This is a genomic window from Micrococcus sp. iso_239 (assembly GCF_056173395.1).
In genome coordinates, this window is the sequence record NZ_CM149672.1 from 594,372 (window position 1) to 612,188 (window position 17,817).

A 17,817-nucleotide genomic window follows, 5' to 3' on the forward strand; every position below is an offset into this window, starting at 1 on the left:
GTCGACGACGCCGGCGCTCCCCGCCGTCGTCGCCGGCGGCTCACTCCGCGTCGGCGATGGTGGCGATCACCGTGCCGGCCGTGACCGTCTGGCCCGGCTCGACCTCGAGCCCGCTGACGACGCCCGCGCGGTGGGCCGTGAGCGGCTGCTCCATCTTCATCGCCTCCACGACCACGATCAGGTCGCCCTCGGCCACGGTCTGGCCGTTCTCGGCGGCGACCTTCACCACGGTGCCCTGCATCGGGGCGGTCAGCGCGTCCGTGCTGACGGCCGCGGCCACCGGTGCGCCGCGCTTGCCGCGGGGCCGGCGTCGTCCCGCACCGGCCCGCTGGGCGGCGCCGGAGATCGTGTGCAGGGCCTCGCCCCACGTGGGCAGGGTGACGTCCACGCGCTTGCCGTTGACCTCCACGGTCACGGTGTGGCGCGCCTCGCGGGGGGCCGGCTCGGCCGGGGTGAGGGCGCTCGGCTCGATGCGGTTCGCGAACTCCGTCTCGATCCACCGGGTGTGCACCGAGAACGGCTCCTCCGAGCCGGCGATCTCGGGGGCGAAGGCGGGGTCGCGCACCACGGCGCGGTGGAAGGGCAGCACCGAGGGCATGCCGACGATCTCGGCCTCGCGCAGGGCGCGGGCGGCGCGCTGCAGGGCCTGGCGGCGGTCCGCGCCGGTGACGATCAGCTTGGCGACCATGGAGTCGAAGGCCCCGGAGACGGCCTCGCCCTCCACCACGCCGGAGTCCACGCGCACGCCCGGGCCGCTGGGCATGCGGAACGTGGTGAGCCTGCCGGGGGCGGGCAGGAAGTTGCGGCCCGGGTCCTCGCCGTTGAGACGGAACTCGATCGAGTGGCCGCGGGGCTGCGGGTCCGTGTAGCCGAGGGCCTCACCGCGGGCCAGGCGGAACTGCTCGCGCACGAGGTCGATGCCGGTGATCTCCTCGGAGACCGGGTGCTCCACCTGCAGGCGCGTGTTCACCTCGAGGAAGGAGATGGTGCCGTCCTGGCCCACGAGGAACTCGCACGTGCCCGCGCCGACGTAGCCGGCCTCCTGCAGGATCGCCTTGGAGGACTCCACGAGGCGGGCGTTCTGCTCGTCCGTGAGGAATGGCGCCGGGGCCTCCTCCACGAGCTTCTGGTTGCGGCGCTGCAGCGAGCAGTCGCGGGTGGAGATCACGACGACGTCGCCGTGCACGTCCGCCAGGCACTGCGTCTCCACGTGGCGCGGCTTGTCCAGGAACCGCTCCACGAAGCACTCGCCCCGGCCGAACGCGGCCACGGCCTCACGGACCGCGGACTCGTAGAACTCGGGGATCTCCTCGCGCGTGCGGGCCACCTTGATGCCGCGGCCGCCGCCGCCGTAGGCCGCCTTGATGGCCACCGGCAGGCCGAACTCGTCCGCGAACGCGACGACCTCCTCCGTGCCGGTCACGGGGGAGGTGGTGCCCGGCGCCAGCGGGGCGCCGACCTTGGTGGCCAGCTGGCGGGCCGAGACCTTGTCGCCCAGCCGGTCGATCGCCTCGGCGGGCGGGCCGATCCACACGAGGCCGGCATCGGCCACGGCGCGCGCGAAGTCCGCGTTCTCGGAGAGGAAGCCGTAGCCGGGGTGCACGGCGTCCGCGCCCGCGCGCTCGGCGGCGTCGAGGATCTTGCCGATCACCAGATAGGAGTCGGCGGCGGTCTCCCCGCCGAGGGCCACGGCCTCGTCCGCGAGCGTCACGTGCAGGGCGTCCCGGTCCGGCTCGGCGTAGACGGCCACGGAGGTCAGCCCCTCGTCCTGGCAGGCCCGGATGATGCGCACGGCGATCTCGCCGCGGTTGGCGATCAGCACCCGGGAGAACCGGCGCTCCGCCGCGGGGTCGACGGGCGGGACGACCGAGGCCTGCGGTGCGTCGGCGATGCTCATGGGCGATGGACTCCTCGGACGATCACGGCTGGGGGTGCGGGCGTCACGTCCGGGGTCGCGCCCCTCACCCGGTGGGGCGAAGGGCGCGGGACAGCGCCGACTCTGACCAGCACCCTACTCGTTGTGGCGGAACCCTCCGAGGCACGCGGCCCTGTCGCGCCGGATCAGCGCTGCGCGTTGGAGGGTTCCCACAACCGGGTGAAGTCCTGGCCCAGGGCCGCCGTGGCCCGCCGCAGCCACGCCACGGACAGCCCGATCACCGCGTTGGGGTCCCCGTCCACGCCGTCCACGAGGGCCGCGCCAGCGCCGTCCACCGTGAACGCGCCCGCGCAGTGCAGCGGCTCGCCCGTGGCCACGTAGGCCTGGATCTCGGCCTCGGTGACGGCGCCGAAGCGCACGACGGCGGACACCACGCCCGCCTCCGCGGCCATCCCGGACCCGACCCCGGGCTCCAGCAGCACCAGGCCCAGCCAGTGGCCCGAGTGCAGCACACCCTCCCGGCCGGCCTGGGCGCGCCAGCGTTCGACGGCGACCTCGGGCTCGTAGGGCTTGCCGTGGGCGCGGCCCTCGAACTCGAACACGGAGTCGCAGCCGAGCACGAGCGTGGGCGCCTCGACGCCGGCGGCCGCCACACGGGCGGCCACGTCGCGGCCCTTGGCCTCCGCCAGCAGGCCCGCCAGCTCCGTCGGCGACGGGTCGCCCGCCGCCGCGCCCACGGCCGCCTCGTCCACCCCCGAGACGACGACGCGGAACGGCACCCGCGCCCGGGTCAGGACCTCCGCCCGGCCGGGGGAGGCCGAGCCGAGCACCAGCCGCAGGCCCGTGCCGGGGCCGGCCGCGCCGTCGTCGTGCGGGATCACGCGAGTGCCTCCCGCAGGGTGTCCAGGCCCATGCCGCCCAGGCGCAGGGCCCGCGTGTGGAAGGCCTTGAGGTCGAAGTCGGCGCCCTCGGCCTGCTCGTGCTCGGCGCGGATCTGCTCCCAGATGCGCTGACCCACCTTGTACGCCGGCGCCTGCCCCGGCCAGCCGAGGTAGCGCGTGAACTCGAAGCGGCGCTGGCCCTCGGAGATCCTCAGGTGCTTGGTCAGGAACGCGTAGCCCTTCTCCGGGGTCCACGCGCCGCCACCCTCGGACTCGGGGGCGTCGAAGCCGCAGTGGTAGCCGATGTCGAACACCACGCGGGCCGCGCGCATGCGCTGCATGTCCAGCATGCCGAGGTGGTCGCCCGGGTCGTCGAGGAAGCCGAGCTCCTCCATGAGCTTCTCCGCGTACAGCGCCCAGCCCTCGCCGTGGCCGGACGTCCAGCAGAAGCTGCGGCGCCACAGGTTGAGGTTCTCCCGGTTCATCATGGCGGTGGCGATCTGCAGGTGATGGCCCGGCACGCCCTCGTGGTAGACCGTGGTGGTCTCCGCCCACGTGGTGAACTCGTCCTCGCCCGGGGGCACGGACCACCACATGCGGCCGGGCCGGGAGAAGTCGTCCGAGGGGCCGGTGTAGTAGATGCCGCCCTCCTGGGTGGGGGCGATCATGCACTCGAGCCGGTCCATCGGGGCCGGGATCTCGAAGTGCTCCTTCATGGCCTCGACCGCGTCGTCGGAGAGCCGCTGCATCCACGTGCGCAGGGCCTCGGTGCCCTTCAGGGTGCGCTCCGGGTCCGCGTCCAGGATCGCGCGCGCCTCCTCGATCGTGGCGCCCGGCCGGATGCGTTCGGCGTCCGCCTGCTGCGCGGCGATGATGCGGGCCAGCTCCTCCTGGCCCCAGCGGTAGGTCTCCTCGAGGTCGATCTCGGCGCCGAGGAAGACGCGGGAGGCCAGCCGGTAGTACTCGATCCCGACGCCGTCCGCCTCCGGGGCGTGCGGGCGCAGCTCGGCCTCGAGCGTGTCCGCGAAGTCGCGGTAGGCCTGCGCGGCGGCGTCCGCGCCGGAGCGGATGCGGGCGGCCAGGGCGTCGTCCACGACGTCGGCTGCCTCGGCCCGCTCGACCAGGCCCGGGAAGAACCCGCCCGCGGCGCCGTGGGCGCGGGCCTGCTCCACCACGATGTCCACCTGGCGCACCGCAGCCACGTGGCCGGCGTCGCGGGAGGCGAGCAGGGACTCCGTGTAGCCGCGCAGGGCGGCCGGCAGGTTCTCGAGGCGGCCGGCGATGTGGCCCCACTGCTCCGCGGTGTCCGTGGGCATGAGATCGAAGACCGCGCGGATGCCCTGGGCGGGGGAGGCGATGTTGTTCAGCTCGGTGCGGCCGGTCGCGTGGATCTCCCGCTCGAGGCCGATGCGCTCCTGCATGGCCGCCTTCGTGACGCGGTCCGTCTCGTCCTGCGGCTCGAGCGCGGCCAAGTCCTCGAGCAGGCGGGCGTTGAGCTCGTCGTCGGCGCGGGCGCCGGCGGGGGAGAAGTCCGTGTACTCGGTCTCCCGGCCGGGGAAGCCGAGCTCGGTGGCGGTGTCCGGATGCAGGGCGAGGAGGTCGGTCACGTAGCGCTCGGCGAGCGCGTCGATGGCGGACGGGGTGCGGGCGCCGTCGGCGGCGGCCTCGGAGGTGTGCTGGGTCATACCGGCACTCTAGGCGCTGGCGCCCGCCTCCCGGCTCACTGCGGGCCCGCGCCGTGACGCCACTGGCCGCGGCCGGGCCGGGCCCACAGGCCCAGGTCGCCGCGACGGCGGAGCGTGCGGTCCAGGGGACGGGGGTCGGCGGCCGCGGCGGCGAGCCGGGCGGCTTCGGCCCGGGCCGCGGCGGCCGCCTCGAGGACGGCGGCCAGCGCCGCCATCTCCTCCGGCTCCAACTCCGGGCCGCTGAGCTGCAGCGGGTCGGCCGACGCCGGCGTGGCCTGCGTCGACTCGTCGTTCTCGTCCGGGGCGCCCGGACCCAGCGGGGCGCTCACAGCGGCATGTTCCCGTGCTTCTTGGCGGGGCGGGCCTCGCGCTTGTGCAGGGTGGCGCGCAGGGCGCGGATGAGCTGGCCGCGGGTGGCGTGCGGGGGCACCACGGCGTCCACGTAGCCCAGCTCGGCGGCCTGGTACGGGTTGAGCAGCTCGGCCTCGTAGTCGGCCACGATCTCGGCCCGGCGCGCATCGACGTCGCCGCCCGCCTCCGCCGTCGCCTTCAGGTCGCGCCGGTACAGGATGTTCACGGCGCCCTGGGCGCCCATCACGCCGATCTGCGCGCTCGGCCAGGCCAGGTTCAGGTCCGCGCCGAGCTTCTTGGAGCCCATCACGATGTATGCGCCGCCGAAGGCCTTGCGCGTGATCACGGTCAGCTTCGGCACGGTGGCCTCGGCGTAGGCGTAGATCAGCTTGGCGCCGCGGCGGATGATGCCGTTGAACTCCTGGTCCGTGCCGGGCAGGAACCCGGGCACGTCCACGAGGGTGATGATCGGGATGTTGAACGCGTCGCAGAAGCGCACGAACCGCGCGGCCTTCTCCGAGGCGGCGATGTCCAGGGTGCCGGCGAACTGCAGCGGCTGGTTCGCGACGACGCCCACGCTCATGCCGTCCAGGCGGGCCAGGCCGGTGATCACGTTGGGCGCGTACATCTCCTGCAGCTGCAGCAGGTGGCCCTCATCCACGATCGAGGCGATGACCTCGAGCATGTCGTAGGGCTGGTGGGCGGAGTCCGGGACGATCTCGTCCAGCGCCTCGTCCTCCGCCGTGAGCTCGAGGGAGGCCGGCTCGAACGCGGGGGCCTCGGCCAGGTTGTTCGAGGGCAGGAACTCCAGCAGGTCCTGCACATACGCGATCGCGTCCTCCTCCGAGGAGGCCATGTAGTGGGCCGTGCCGGAGGTGGCGTTGTGCGAGCGGGCGCCGCCGAGGGTCTCCATGTCCACGTCCTCGCCCGTGACGGTCTTGATCACGTCCGGGCCGGTGATGAACATGTGCGAGGTCTGGTCCACCATCACCACGACGTCCGTCAGCGCCGGCGAATAGGCCGCGCCGCCGGCGGAGGGGCCCATGATCAGCGAGATCTGCGGGATCATGCCCGAGGCCAGGACGTTGTTCCGGAAGATGTCCGCGAACTGAGCGAGGGAGGCCACGCCCTCCTGGATGCGCGCGCCACCGCCGTCGAGGATGCCGATCACGGGGCAGCCGTTGCGCGCGGCGAACTCCTGGACCTTCACGATCTTCTGCCCGTTGCGCTCGGACAGCGAGCCGCCGAACACCGTGAAGTCCTGGGAGTAGACGGCCACCTGGCGCCCGTCCACGGTGCCGAAGCCGGACACCAGGCCGTCGCCGGCCGGGTGCTTGGCGTCCATGCCGAACGCGGTGGTGCGGTGCACGGCCAGCGCGTCCAGCTCCACGAAGGAGCCCTCGTCCAGGAGGAGGTCGATCCGCTCGCGCGCGGTGTGCTTGCCGCGAGCGTGCTGGCGCTCGACGGCGTCCGGGCCGCCGGGCGCGGCCGTCGCCTCGAGCCGCCGATGCAGGTCGGCCAGCCGGCCGGCCGTGGTGGTCAGATCGGGATCGGTCACACGTCCTCCTTGTGGTGGTCCGCCAGATGCGGAGGCTCAGTCGGCCAGTGTACGGGCCGCCGCGGACGCCCTCGGTTGGAGGAAGCCCACAAACGGCGGGGACGTCGGCCCGGGCCGCCCCTCCGCGCGCCCCGGGAGCGGATCGGCCCGCCCAGCCCGCCCCCGGGAACGCCGTGTATATCTAGGGGCATGCACCCCGACGACGCCCCCACACCGGATCTGACCTGGCTGGACTCCGCCGGCTCCACGCAGGATGAGCTCCTCGCACGGCTGGACCGCGAGGGACACCGGCACGGTGCGGCCGTGGCCACCGCGGACCAGCGGGCCGGCCGGGGACGGCACTCCCGGGTGTGGAGCGCCGCGCCGGGGGCGGCGCTCGCCCTGTCCGTGTACCTGCGTCCCGAGTCCGGCGGGGTGCCGGTCTCTCCGGCCCATCTGAGCTGGCTCTCGCTCGTCGCCTCCGCCACGGTCGCCGAGCGCCTCGCGGCCCGGGGCGTCCCGACGCACGTGAAGTGGCCGAACGACGTGCTCGCCACCGACGGGCGCAAGCTGTGCGGCGTGCTGGCCACGGTGGCGCTGTCCTCGGACGGCAAGGGGCCCGGCGTCGTCGTCGGGATGGGCGTGAACCTGGACCACCGCGGGGCCGCCCCGGTGGACACCGCCACGGACCTGGCGGAGTGGATCGGCGCGGACGCCGTGCCCGCCCCCCGGGACCTCGCGGTCGAGCTGCGCGACGCCGTCGTGGCGGCCGTGGACCGCTTCGCGGCGGGCGTGGCGGGGCAGACGACGGCCGTCGACGGGCGTCACCCGGCCGTGGCGGCCGTGGCGGACCGGCTCTCCACGCTGGGCCGCGCGGTGCGCGCCGAGCTGCCCGGCGGCGGCGTGCTGGAGGGCACGGCCGTGGGCCTCGGCCCCGGTGGCACCCTGCGCGTGAGGCACGTCACACCGGATCGTGGCACAATCGAGACCGAGGTCAGTGCGGGGGACGTGGCCCACCTGCGCGGAGACGTCCATCGCGGCGCATGACACACCCGTCCCGGTCAGGAGGTGACCGCCGTGCGACTCGAGCCCGGTGAGCAGGTGATGGTCCGCACCCGCACCCACCCGCGCGCGCTGCTGCGCCCGGCCGCGGTCCTCGTGGCCGTCGCGTTCCTGCTCGGCCTGGCCGTCGGCGTGCTCGCACGCCCCGACCTGCCCGGGATCGTCGCCGCGAACCGCGCCGTGCTCGAGGCGGCCGCGTGGGTGGTCGCGGCGCTCGTCCTGCTCCCCGGCACCGTCCGCCCGCTGTGGCGCTGGGTCTTCCGGCGCACCGTGCTCACCGACCGCCGCATCCTCCAGGGCGCCGGCGTCGGCGACTCCGGTGCCGCCATGCCGCTCGTGTCCATCGCCGACGTGCAGCGGCGCCGCCGCGGCTCGGGTGCCGGAGACCTGCACATCCTCTTCCAGGAGCCCGCCCGCCAGGTCCACTGGCGGCTGCGCGACGTCCCCGAGGCCGCGCGGTTCGAGGAGGCCCTGGCCCACCTCACCCGCCAGGCCCGCACCCCAACCTGGCCCGCCCCCGTCCCGACAGGAGACCTCCGATGAGCCGTCCGGAGACACCGGACACCGCACCGCTGCCGATCGTCCCGTCGGCTGAGGACGAGACCGCCCGCGACGTCGAGGAGCGCTCCGCCCAGCCCGCCGGCTGGACGAGCGCGATGCGCACGCTCGACGCCGGCCTGGTGGTGGGCCCGCGCGCCTACACCTCACGGGAGGTGGCGCAGCGCCTCGGCGTCTCGATGGCCTCCGCCCGGAAGATCTGGCGTGCGCTGGGCTATCCGACGTCGCCGGAGGGGCACAAGGCCTTCACCGAGGCGGACATCGAGGCGTTCGAGTCCGTGCTCACGCTCGTACGCTCGGGGACGCTGAACGAGGACACCGCCATCTCGCTGGCCCGCTCGATCGGGCAGATGACGGACCGCATGGTGGTGTGGCAGATCGAGGCGCTCGTGGAGGACAAGATCGCCTCCGAGGGCCTGACGGACCCGGAGGCACGGCGGGCCGTCGTCGACATGCTCCCGGACATGGTCGGACCGCTCGAGAAGGCCATGCGGATCGTCTATCGGCGCCAGCTCAACCGCGCCGTCCAGCGCCTGACCGTGCGCGTGGAGGCCGGGCTGGCGGCCAGCGCCCAGGGCCGCGACGGCTCCGAGTCGGATGCGCCGCTGCCGCTGGCCCGCGCCGTCGGCTTCGCGGACATGGTCTCCTACACGACGCTCTCCCGGACCATGGACGACCGGACGCTGGCCCGCATGGTGCTGCGCTTCGAGTCCCTCGCCGCGGAGACCATCTCGGCCGGCGGCGGCTGGCTCGTGAAGACCATCGGCGACGAGGTCATGTTCAACGCCGAGACCCCCGAGGCCGGCGCCGCGATCGCGCTCTCCCTGGCCGAGACCATCGCCGCGGACGAGGAGCTGCCCTCGGCGCGCGTCGCCCTGACATGGGGACGGGTGCTCTCCCGCATGGGGGACATCTACGGGCCCACCGTGAACCTCGCCGCGCGGCTGACGTCCCTGGCCGATCCGGGTACCGTGCTCGTGGACGCCATGACCGCTGCGGCCCTGTCCCGGGACGAGCGCTTCGTGCTCGTCCCGCAGCCGCCCAGGATCGTCCGCGGGTTCGGAGAGGTCCGCCCCTCCCTGCTCTTGGACGGGTCGGCCCAGACCCTGCTCGCCGACTGATCGAGGACCCCGTGGACCCCCGCCCCGAGACCCCGTCCGCGCCGCGGCCCCAGGCCGCGGGCGCCACCCACGTGGGCGCCGTCCGCGACCTGAACGAGGACGCGTGGACCCTCGTCGGGGAGCCGCTGGTGCTCGCCGCCGTGGCCGACGGCATGGGCGGGCACGAGGCCGGCGAGGTGGCCTCGGCCGCCGCGATCGAGACCCTGCGCCGCCGCGCCCCCGAGGTGCTCGCCCCGGGCACGGCCCACACGCCCCAGGAGCTCGGCCACCTGATCCACGAGGCGGACGCCGCCGTCGTCGAGGCCGGGCTGGGGCGCTCCGGCACCACCCTGACCGTCCTGGCCTGCCTGGACACGGAGCGCGGCCGCTGGGCCGTGGCGAACGTCGGCGACTCCCGGGTGTACCTGCGGCCCGTCGGCTCGCCGGTGCTCCAGCAGCTCACGGTGGACCACTCGGCGGTGCAGATGCTCGTCGACGCGGGGGAGCTCACCCCCGCCGAAGCCCGCGTCCACCCGCGCCGCAACGTCATCACCCGCGCGCTCGGCTCGCGCGAGGCGCTCACGGTGGACATGGCCGAGGTCCCCCTCGCCTCCGGGGACCTCGTCCTGCTGTGCAGCGACGGCCTGACCGGCGAGCTGCTGGACGAGGAGATCCGCGCGCTGATCGACGACGCCGACACCCTCGAGGACGCCCTCGAGAAGCTCATCGGCGCCGCCCTGTGGCGCGGCGGCCGGGACAACATCACGGCGGTGCTCGTGCGCATCCCCTGACCCGGGTGCGCCGTCCGGGACGCCGACTACGCTGGGCCGGGTGAGCACCCCCAAGGAATCCGCCGCCCAGCCCGATCCGCAGGACATCCCCGCCGCGGACCTGCGGGAGGAGTACGAGGACCTCGTGGAGCGGGTCCGCGCCGCCCGGACCGCCTACTACCAGCGGGACGCCCCGGAGATCTCGGACGCCGAGTACGACGCGCTGTACCGCCGCCTCGAGGACCTCGAGGCCCTGCACCCCGAGCTCGTGGCCAACGACTCGCCCACCCAGGAGGTCGGCGGCGAGGTCTCGGAGGCGTTCGCCCCCGTCCGGCACGGGGCCCGCATGTACTCGCTCGAGGACCTGTTCTCCGTCGAGGAGCTCGAGGTCTGGTTCCGCCGCGCGGCGCAGGCCCTGACGCAGGTGCGACCGGGCGTGGCGCCCCGCTGGCTCGTGGAGGTGAAGATCGACGGGCTCGCCGTCGCCCTGCGCTACCGGGACGGGCGGCTCGTGCAGGCCGCCACCCGCGGCGACGGCGTCACGGGCGAGGACGTCACCGCCAACGTGCGCACCATCGGGGACATCCCGCACGAGCTCTCCGGCGAGGGCTGGCCCGCCGAGTTCGAGGTGCGCGGCGAGGTGTTCATGTCCTCCGCCGCCTTCGCCGAGCTCAACGCGCGCCGTGCGGAGGAGGGCCAGACGCCGTTCGCGAACCCGCGCAACGCCGCCGCCGGCGCCCTGCGTCAGAAGGACCCGGCGGTCACCGCGCAGCGCCCGCTGGCCATGTTCGTGCACGGCATCGGCTCGGTCGAGGCGTTCGGGCTGGAGTCCCAGCACGAGGTGTACGACGCGCTCGCGGGCTGGGGCCTGCCCGTGAGCCCCTACACCCGCGTGGTGGAGGGTGCGGACGAGGAGGCGTTGGCCGCCGTCGTCGCGGTGATCGAGGAGTACGGCCGGCGCCGGCACGAGCTGATCCACGAGATCGACGGCATCGTGCTGAAGGCGGACGCGTTCGCGGACCAGCGCTACCTCGGCCACACCTCCCGCGTGCCCCGCTGGGCCGCGGCGTACAAGTACCCGCCGGAGGAGGTGCACACGCTGCTGCGGGACATCGCGGTCTCGGTGGGCCGCACCGGGCGGGTGACCCCGTTCGCGGTGATGGAGCCGGTCACCGTGGCCGGGTCCACCGTCTCCCTGGCCACCCTGCACAACCAGGACGTGGTCAAGGCCAAGGGCGTGCTGATCGGGGACACCGTGGTGGTGCGCAAGGCCGGGGACGTGATCCCCGAGGTCGTGGGCCCCGTGCTGCCGCTGCGCGAGAAGGCGATCGAGGCGGGCCGGGAGCTGCGCGAGTTCGTCATGCCCGCGCACTGCCCCTCGTGCGGCACGCCGCTGGCCCCGGCCAAGGAGGGGGACGTGGACCTGCGCTGCCCCAACGCCCGCTCCTGCCCGGCCCAGCTGGCCGGCCGCGTCGAGCACCTGGCCAGCCGCGGCGCCTTCGACGTGGAGGCGCTCGGCGAGGAGGCCGCCCGCTGGCTCGTCCAGGGCCCCGGCGAGGACCCGGCCGAGCACGAGGGGCAGGTGCGCCCCGAGGGTCCCGGCCCCATCACGGCGGAGGCGCAGATCTTCGACCTCGCCTCCGGCACGCCGGAGGAGATCACGGGCCCCCGCGGCGAGGACGGGCTGACGGACCTGCAGCGCTCCCTCGGCGAGGTCCGCGTGTGGCGCGAGGGCCGTACGAAGGTGGACTGCCGCATGGTGCCCTCGGGCGTGTTCACGCTCAAGCCGTACTTCTTCACCGCCGCCACCGCGAAGAAGCCGTCCGCGCCCACGGCCAACACGCTCCGCCTGTTCGACGAGCTCGAGAAGGCCAAGTCCCAGCCGCTGTGGCGCACCCTCGTGGCGCTGTCCATCCGGCACGTGGGCCCGACGGCGGCCCGCTCGCTGGCCACGGCGTTCGGCTCGATGGCGGCGCTGCGCGCGGCGGCCGAGGCCGGCGACCGGGACCGGTTGGCCGAGATCGACGGCGTCGGTCCGATCATCGCGGACGCGCTCATCGAGTGGTTCGCCGAGGACTGGCACCGGGAGATCGTGGACCGCTGGGCCGCGGCGGGCGTGGTCATGGAGGACGAGCAGGACGAGTCGACCCCGCGCACGCTCGAGGGCCTGACCGTGGTGGTCACCGGCTCGCTCGAGGGCTTCTCCCGCGACTCCGCGAAGGAGGCGATCCTCGTGCGCGGCGGCAAGGCCTCCGGGTCCGTGTCCAAGAAGACCGACTTCCTGGTGGCCGGCGAGGCCGCCGGCTCCAAGCTGGACAAGGCGCAGTCCCTCGGCGTGCCCGTGCTGGACGAGGCCGGGTTCACGGCGCTGCTGGCCGGTGGCCCGGACGCGGTGCGCCCGGCGGACACGGACGACGCCCCCGACGGCGCCGCAGAGGGGGAGGCCTCGGCATGAGCGCGCGCACCACGGTCCCGGGCCTGCTCGTGGTCGCCAAGGCCGCCGCGCGCGCCGGCGCGGACGTCCTGGCCCGGCGCTGGACCGGTCACCACCCGGCCGTCCCGCTGGGCATCGAGGAGATCGGCGCGCAGACGAAGTCCTCCGGCTCCGACTGGGTCACCGACTACGACCGCCGCGCCGAGCAGGCCGTCCGGGAGGTCGTCGCCGGCTACCGCCCCTCGGACGAGATCACCGGCGAGGAGTACGGCGCCACCCGTCCGGCCGAGCCGTCCGGGTACCGCTGGTCCATCGACCCGCTGGATGGCACCACGAACTTCGTGCGCGGGCTTCCGCAGTTCTGCACCTCGGTGGCCGTCACCGGCCCGGTGGACGCCGAGACCGCCGACCTGCTGGGGGTGGCCGAGGGCACCGAACGCTGGCTGGCCGGCGTCGTGGCGGCGCCCGCGCTGGGGCGCACCTGGTACGCGAGCGCGGGCCGGGGCGCCTTCAGCACCGCGGACGCGACGACGGCGGGCGTGGACCTGCCCGACCGCGATGCCGCCCCCGTGCGGCTCACCGGTCCCCTGCCCGGACGCTCGGGGCGACTGCTCGCCACCGGCTTCGGCTACGACCCCGCCCGCCGGGCCCTGCAGGTGCGCGCGCTCGCGGCCCTGCTGCCCGCGTTCGGGGACGTGCGGCGGATCGGCTCGGCGGCGCTGGATCTGTGCATGGTCGCCGACGGCACCCTGGACGCGTACGCCGAGTTCGGCACGCAGGAGTACGACTGGGCCGCCGGCGCGTTGGTGGCGGAGGAGGCCGGCGTCGCGGTGACGCGGCCCGCCTCGGCGGACGGCACGGCACATCCTGACTGGATGGTGGCCGGCGACGTGGACGGGTCCGCCCTGGCCGCCGTGACGGGGGAGAGGGCATGAGACGGATCGTCGGAGACCCGTGGTTCTACCCGGTCCTGTTCGTGGCCGGCGGACTGACGTTCATGATCGCGGGGACGCGCCTGCAGCAGGTCGGGATGATCGTGGCCGGGCTCGTCCTGGCCGGCTACGCGGTCACGTACCGGTGGGCGGTCCGGGTCCGCTCGCGGCCGTTCGCCGGCGCGCAGGCGCACGTCGAGCGCGGCGGCGTCGTCGTGTTCTGGCGGCCGGGCTGTTCGTTCACGAGGCGGCTGGTCAAGGAACTGACGGCGCAGGAGCGGGAGCGCGCCTACTGGGTGAACATCTGGCAGGAGCCGGCGGCCGCGACGTTCCTCGCGGGGCTGCACGAGGCGCGCGACGGCCACCCCCACCAGGCCGTGCCCACCGCCTGGCTGCGCCGGCGCGACTACGTCGTGGCCACGGACGCGACCCGCGCCCGCCTGAAGGACACGCTGCGCCAGCACGCCGGAGGCGACGCATGAGCGCCCTCGTCCGCCCGCTGCGCCCCGAGGACCACGAGGCGGTCGCCGAGCTCACCCTGGCGTCCTATGTCGACGGCGGCCACATCGCCCCCGACGACGCCTACGTGAAGACCCTCATGGACGTGGCCGACCGGGCCGGCCGCGCGGAGGTGCTCGTGGCCGAGGTCGACGGCGAGGTGGCCGGGTCCGTGGTGCTCACCCCGCCCGGCTCGCCCCTGGCCGAGACCTCCGGCGACGGGGAGTACGAGTTCCGCATGCTCGCCGTGCACCCGCGGTTCCACCGCCGCGGGGTGGGCGGCGCCCTGCTGGCCGAGATCGTGGCGCGGGCCCGCGCCGAGAAGGGCGTGGACGCCGTCGTGCTGACCACCATGCCCTCCATGACCGACGCCCACCGGATGTACGAGCGCGCCGGCTTCGTGCGCGTCCCGGAGCGGGACTGGCTCCTCGCGGACGTGGTGCCGGACCTCGACCCGGCCGACGAGACCGGCCCGTTCCTCGTCTACCGGCTCGCGCTGGACTGACCCCGGGCGGGACATCGGCACCGGGACCCCATTCGGGGCGGGAAATCCCTGTCATGCGGGCCCGGAGCGCCGCGGTGGGGTGGATCTCCCGCCTCGAAGCGGTGGCGGCGGCCGGGCAGGCCCCGGCACTAGACTCGACCCCGATGTGGCCGCCGCCGCGCCGGCGTCGTCCACCCCGCCCCGACCCGTCACACGAGGAGATCCATGCCTGAGATCACCCGGGATCAGGTGGAGCATCTGGCTCGCCTGGCCCACATCCGGATGACCGACGAGGAGCTGGACACGATGTCCGGCGACCTGGAGAAGATCCTGGAGCACGTCTCCGCGGTCCAGGCCGCCGCGGGCGACGACGTGACGCCGACGTCCCACCCCATCGCGTTGGAGAACGTGTTCCGCGAGGACGTACCGGCCGGCATGCTCACGCAGGAGGAGGCCCTCGACCAGGCGCCGGACTCCGAGGACGGCCAGTTCAAGGTCCCCGCCATCCTGGACGGAGAGTGATCACCCCCATGACCGAGACGTTCGACGTGAACGCGACCCTCGGCGCCGACGAGCTCGTCCGGCTCACCGCGCTGCAGATGGCCGAGCGCCTGCGCGCCGGCACCACCACCTCCGTGGAGCTCGTCCAGGCCCACCTGGACCGCATCGCGGCCCACGACGGCGACGTGCGCGCCGACGCCGACGGCGACCGCGGCGTGCGCGCCTACCTCCACGTGAACACGGACGAGGCCCTCGCCGTCGCCGCCGAGGTGGACGCGATCCGCGCCGCCGGCGGCCCCGAGGCCGACGCCCTGCACCCGCTGGCCGGCGTGCCCGTGGCCGTGAAGGACAACATCGTCACCCGCGGGCAGCCGACCACGGCCGCCTCCCGCATGCTCGAGGGCTGGCTCAGCCCGTACGACGCCACGGTGGTGGCCCGCCTCCGCGAGGCCCGCCTGCCGATCCTCGGCAAGACCAACCTCGACGAGTTCGCGATGGGCGGCTCCACCGAGCACTCCGCGTTCGGCATCACCCGCAACCCGTGGGACGGGGACCGCGTGCCCGGCGGCTCGGGCGGCGGGTCGGCGGCCGCCGTCGCCGCCTTCCTGGCCCCCTTCGCCCTCGGCTCGGACACGGGCGGCTCCGTCCGTGAGCCCGCCGCGTTCACCGGCACGGTCGGCGTGAAGCCCACCTACGGCGCCGTCTCCCGCTACGGCCTGATCGCGATGGCCTCCTCACTGGACCAGATCGGCCCCGCCGCCCGCACCGTGGCCGACGCCGCGGCGCTGCAGCAGGTCATCGGCGGCCCCGACCCGCAGGACTCCACGTCCCTGGCCGACGCGCCGGCGGACCTGACCGCCGCTGCCCGCGGCCGCGACCTGGCGGGGCTGCGCGTCGGCGTCGTGACGGACCTGCCGGCGGAGGCGTTCCACCCGGGCATCCGAGCCGGCTTCGACGAGCACGTCGCGGCCCTGCGGGAGGCCGGCGCGGAGATCGTGGAGGTCTCCTGCCCGAGCTTCGACGCCGCCCTCGGCGCGTACTACCTGATCATGCCCTCGGAGGCCTCCTCCAACCTGGCCCGCTTCGACGGCGTCCGCTACGGCCACCGCGTGGTGCCCGACGGCGGCGGCACGATCGAGCAGGTCATGGGCGCCACCCGCGCCGCCGGCTTCGGCGCCGAGGTCAAGCGCCGCATCATCCTGGGCACCTACGCGCTGTCCGCCGGCTACTACGACGCCTACTACGGCTCCGCGCAGAAGGTCCGCACGCTCGTGCAGGAGGACTTCGCCCGCGCCTTCGAGCAGGTGGACGTCATCCTCACGCCCACCGCGCCGACCCCGGCGTTCGAGCTGGGCGCCAAGACGGACGACCCGATGACCATGTACGTCAACGACCTGGCCACCATCCCGGCCAACCTCGCCGGCATCCCGGGCATGTCCGTGCCGGGTGGCGTCGTCGACGGGCTGCCCTACGGCCTGCAGCTGATGGCACCGGCGCGCGAGGACGCGCGCCTGTACGAGGCCGGCGCCGCGCTCGAACGCCTCGTGGCCCAGCGCCGGGGCGGGCCGGTGTGGGCCGAGGCCCCCGAGCTGGAGAAGGGCGCGCAGCGCGCCACCACCGCGACCACGGCAGGAGGCCGGGCATGAGCCACGCAGAGCAGACCATGGACTTCGCGGAGGCGATGGAGCGCTTCGACCCCGTGCTGGGCTTCGAGGTGCACGTGGAGCTGAACACCGCCACGAAGATCTTCTCCTCGGCGCCCAACGCGTTCGGCGACGAGCCGAACACGAACGTGACCCCGCTCGACCTCGGCCTGCCGGGCACCCTGCCGGTGCTCAACCGCAAGGTCGTGGAGTACGCGATCCGCCTGGGCGTGGCCCTGGACGCGCAGGTCGCCGAGACCTGCCGGTTCGCGCGGAAGAACTACTTCTACCCGGACACGCCGAAGAACTTCCAGACCTCCCAGTACGACGAGCCGATCGTCTTCGACGGCCACCTGGACGTCGAGTTGGAGGACGGTGAGGTCTTCCGCGTGGAGATCGAGCGCGCGCACCTCGAGGACGACGCCGGCAAGCTCACCCACGTGGGCGGCTCCGGGCGGATCCAGGGCGCCTCCGCGTCCCTCGTCGACTACAACCGTGCGGGCGTGCCGCTCATCGAGATCGTCACCAAGCCGATCGTCGGCGCCGGTGCGCGGGCCCCCGAGCTGGCCCGCGCCTACGTCACCGCGATCCGGGACATCGTGCAGGCCATCGACATCTCCGACGCGCGGATGGAGCGCGGCAACGTCCGCTGCGACGCGAACGTCTCGCTGATGCCCAAGGGCGCCACCGAGTTCGGCACCCGCACCGAGACGAAGAACGTGAACTCCACGCGCGCCGTGCAGCACGCGGTCACCCACGAGATCCAGCGCCAGGCCGCGGTGCTCGCCGCGGGCGGCACCGTGACGCAGGAGACCCGCCACTGGCACGAGGACACCCGCAGCACCACCTCGGGCCGCCCGAAGTCGGACGCGGACGACTACCGGTACTTCCCCGAGCCGGACCTCGTGCCCGTGCACGTGGACGCCGCGTGGGTCGAGCGCGTGCGCGCGGCCATGCCCGAGCTGCCGGCCGTGCGGAACAAGCGGCTCAAGGCCGAGTGGGGCTTCTCGGACGAGGAGTTCCGCGACGTCGTCAACGCCGGCGTCCTGGACGAGATCGTCGCGACCGTGGAGGCCGGCGCCTCCGCGGCGGCCGCCCGCAAGTGGTGGATGGGCGAGATCGCCCGCCTGGCGAACGCCCGTGAGGTCGCCGTCGCCGAGCTGGGGATCACCCCGGCGCACGTGGTGGAGATCGAGGAGCTGATCGCCGCGAAGACGATCAACGACAAGATCGCCAAGCAGGTGCTCGGTCTGGTGGCCGACGGCGAGGGCGCCCCCAAGGAGGTCGTCTCGGCGAAGGGCCTGGCCGTGGTGTCCGACGACGGCGCGCTCACCGAGGCCGTCGACGCCGCGATCGCCGCCAACCCGGACGTGGCCGAGAAGATCAAGGGCGGCAAGATGGCCGCCGTCGGCGCCCTGATCGGCCCGGTCATGAAGGCCACCCGCGGGCAGGCCGACGCCGGCCGCGTCCGCGAGATCGTCCTGGAGCGCCTGGGCGTGTCCTGA

At 74.4% G+C, this 17,817-nt stretch carries 16 protein-coding genes; 11 read left to right on the forward strand and 5 right to left on the reverse strand.

Features of this window, described 5'->3' with window-relative positions:
* Positions 1-40: 40 nt before the first annotated feature.
* The 5 genes from AC0VX2_RS02695 to AC0VX2_RS02715 form a co-directional block, all read right to left on the reverse strand.
* Positions 41-1,897 carry an acetyl/propionyl/methylcrotonyl-CoA carboxylase subunit alpha gene (locus AC0VX2_RS02695; RefSeq protein WP_063188783.1) on the reverse strand — a complete coding sequence of 619 codons (1,857 nt, stop codon included), beginning with the start codon at positions 1,895-1,897 and terminating at the stop codon, positions 41-43.
* 164 nt (positions 1,898-2,061) lie between these two features.
* Positions 2,062-2,757 carry a Maf family protein gene (locus AC0VX2_RS02700; RefSeq protein ID WP_475432624.1) on the reverse strand — a complete coding sequence of 232 codons (696 nt, stop codon included), beginning with the start codon at positions 2,755-2,757 and terminating at the stop codon, positions 2,062-2,064.
* Positions 2,754-4,442, reverse strand: coding sequence for a DUF885 domain-containing protein (locus AC0VX2_RS02705; protein WP_123243884.1), 1,689 nt, complete (start codon positions 4,440-4,442; stop codon positions 2,754-2,756). Before AC0VX2_RS02705 ends, AC0VX2_RS02700 begins: the two co-directional genes overlap by 4 nt.
* A 35-nt stretch (positions 4,443-4,477) precedes the next feature.
* Positions 4,478-4,771, reverse strand: coding sequence for a hypothetical protein (locus AC0VX2_RS02710; RefSeq protein WP_475432625.1), 294 nt, complete (start codon positions 4,769-4,771; stop codon positions 4,478-4,480).
* Positions 4,768-6,351, reverse strand: a complete 1,584-nt coding sequence (locus tag AC0VX2_RS02715; RefSeq protein WP_069941774.1) for an acyl-CoA carboxylase subunit beta — start codon at positions 6,349-6,351, stop codon at positions 4,768-4,770. Before AC0VX2_RS02715 ends, AC0VX2_RS02710 begins: the two co-directional genes overlap by 4 nt.
* Before the next feature lie 189 nt (positions 6,352-6,540).
* Between AC0VX2_RS02715 and AC0VX2_RS02720 the strand changes: the two genes are divergently transcribed.
* From AC0VX2_RS02720 to gatB, 11 genes are all read left to right on the forward strand, one after another.
* The gene (locus AC0VX2_RS02720) at positions 6,541-7,377 is read left to right on the forward strand and encodes a biotin--[acetyl-CoA-carboxylase] ligase (RefSeq protein ID WP_069941775.1); all 837 of its coding nucleotides are present in this window, start codon (positions 6,541-6,543) and stop codon (positions 7,375-7,377) included.
* A gap of 30 nt (positions 7,378-7,407) precedes the next feature.
* Positions 7,408-7,935, forward strand: a complete 528-nt coding sequence (locus AC0VX2_RS02725; RefSeq protein WP_144819581.1) for a PH domain-containing protein — start codon at positions 7,408-7,410, stop codon at positions 7,933-7,935.
* Positions 7,932-9,071, forward strand: coding sequence for an adenylate/guanylate cyclase domain-containing protein (locus AC0VX2_RS02730; protein WP_041103544.1), 1,140 nt, complete (start codon positions 7,932-7,934; stop codon positions 9,069-9,071). The genes AC0VX2_RS02725 and AC0VX2_RS02730 overlap by 4 nt, the downstream gene beginning before the upstream one ends.
* Positions 9,072-9,082: 11 nt before the next feature.
* Complete coding sequence (locus AC0VX2_RS02735) at positions 9,083-9,841, forward strand: PP2C family protein-serine/threonine phosphatase (RefSeq protein WP_144819580.1); 759 nt, start codon at positions 9,083-9,085, stop codon at positions 9,839-9,841.
* Positions 9,842-9,881: 40 nt separating this feature from the next.
* On the forward strand, positions 9,882-12,275 hold the full coding sequence (gene ligA, locus AC0VX2_RS02740; protein ID WP_251393465.1) for an NAD-dependent DNA ligase LigA: 2,394 nt from the start codon (positions 9,882-9,884) through the stop codon (positions 12,273-12,275).
* Complete coding sequence (locus AC0VX2_RS02745; RefSeq protein ID WP_020625516.1) at positions 12,272-13,189, forward strand: inositol monophosphatase family protein; 918 nt, start codon at positions 12,272-12,274, stop codon at positions 13,187-13,189. The genes ligA and AC0VX2_RS02745 overlap by 4 nt, the downstream gene beginning before the upstream one ends.
* Positions 13,186-13,668, forward strand: coding sequence for a hypothetical protein (locus AC0VX2_RS02750; RefSeq protein ID WP_095695461.1), 483 nt, complete (start codon positions 13,186-13,188; stop codon positions 13,666-13,668). The genes AC0VX2_RS02745 and AC0VX2_RS02750 overlap by 4 nt, the downstream gene beginning before the upstream one ends.
* Positions 13,665-14,189 (forward strand): GNAT family N-acetyltransferase, encoded by a 525-nt coding sequence (locus tag AC0VX2_RS02755; RefSeq protein WP_095347191.1) that lies wholly within the window; start codon positions 13,665-13,667, stop codon positions 14,187-14,189. Before AC0VX2_RS02750 ends, AC0VX2_RS02755 begins: the two co-directional genes overlap by 4 nt.
* Before the next feature lie 204 nt (positions 14,190-14,393).
* Complete coding sequence (gene gatC / locus AC0VX2_RS02760; protein WP_002854348.1) at positions 14,394-14,690, forward strand: Asp-tRNA(Asn)/Glu-tRNA(Gln) amidotransferase subunit GatC; 297 nt, start codon at positions 14,394-14,396, stop codon at positions 14,688-14,690.
* An 8-nt stretch (positions 14,691-14,698) separates the two neighbouring features.
* A complete protein-coding gene (gene gatA, locus AC0VX2_RS02765) occupies positions 14,699-16,315 on the forward strand; it encodes an Asp-tRNA(Asn)/Glu-tRNA(Gln) amidotransferase subunit GatA (protein WP_186303264.1) in 1,617 nt (538 codons plus the stop codon).
* Positions 16,312-17,817 (forward strand): Asp-tRNA(Asn)/Glu-tRNA(Gln) amidotransferase subunit GatB, encoded by a 1,506-nt coding sequence (gene gatB, locus AC0VX2_RS02770; RefSeq protein WP_101965798.1) that lies wholly within the window; start codon positions 16,312-16,314, stop codon positions 17,815-17,817. Before gatA ends, gatB begins: the two co-directional genes overlap by 4 nt.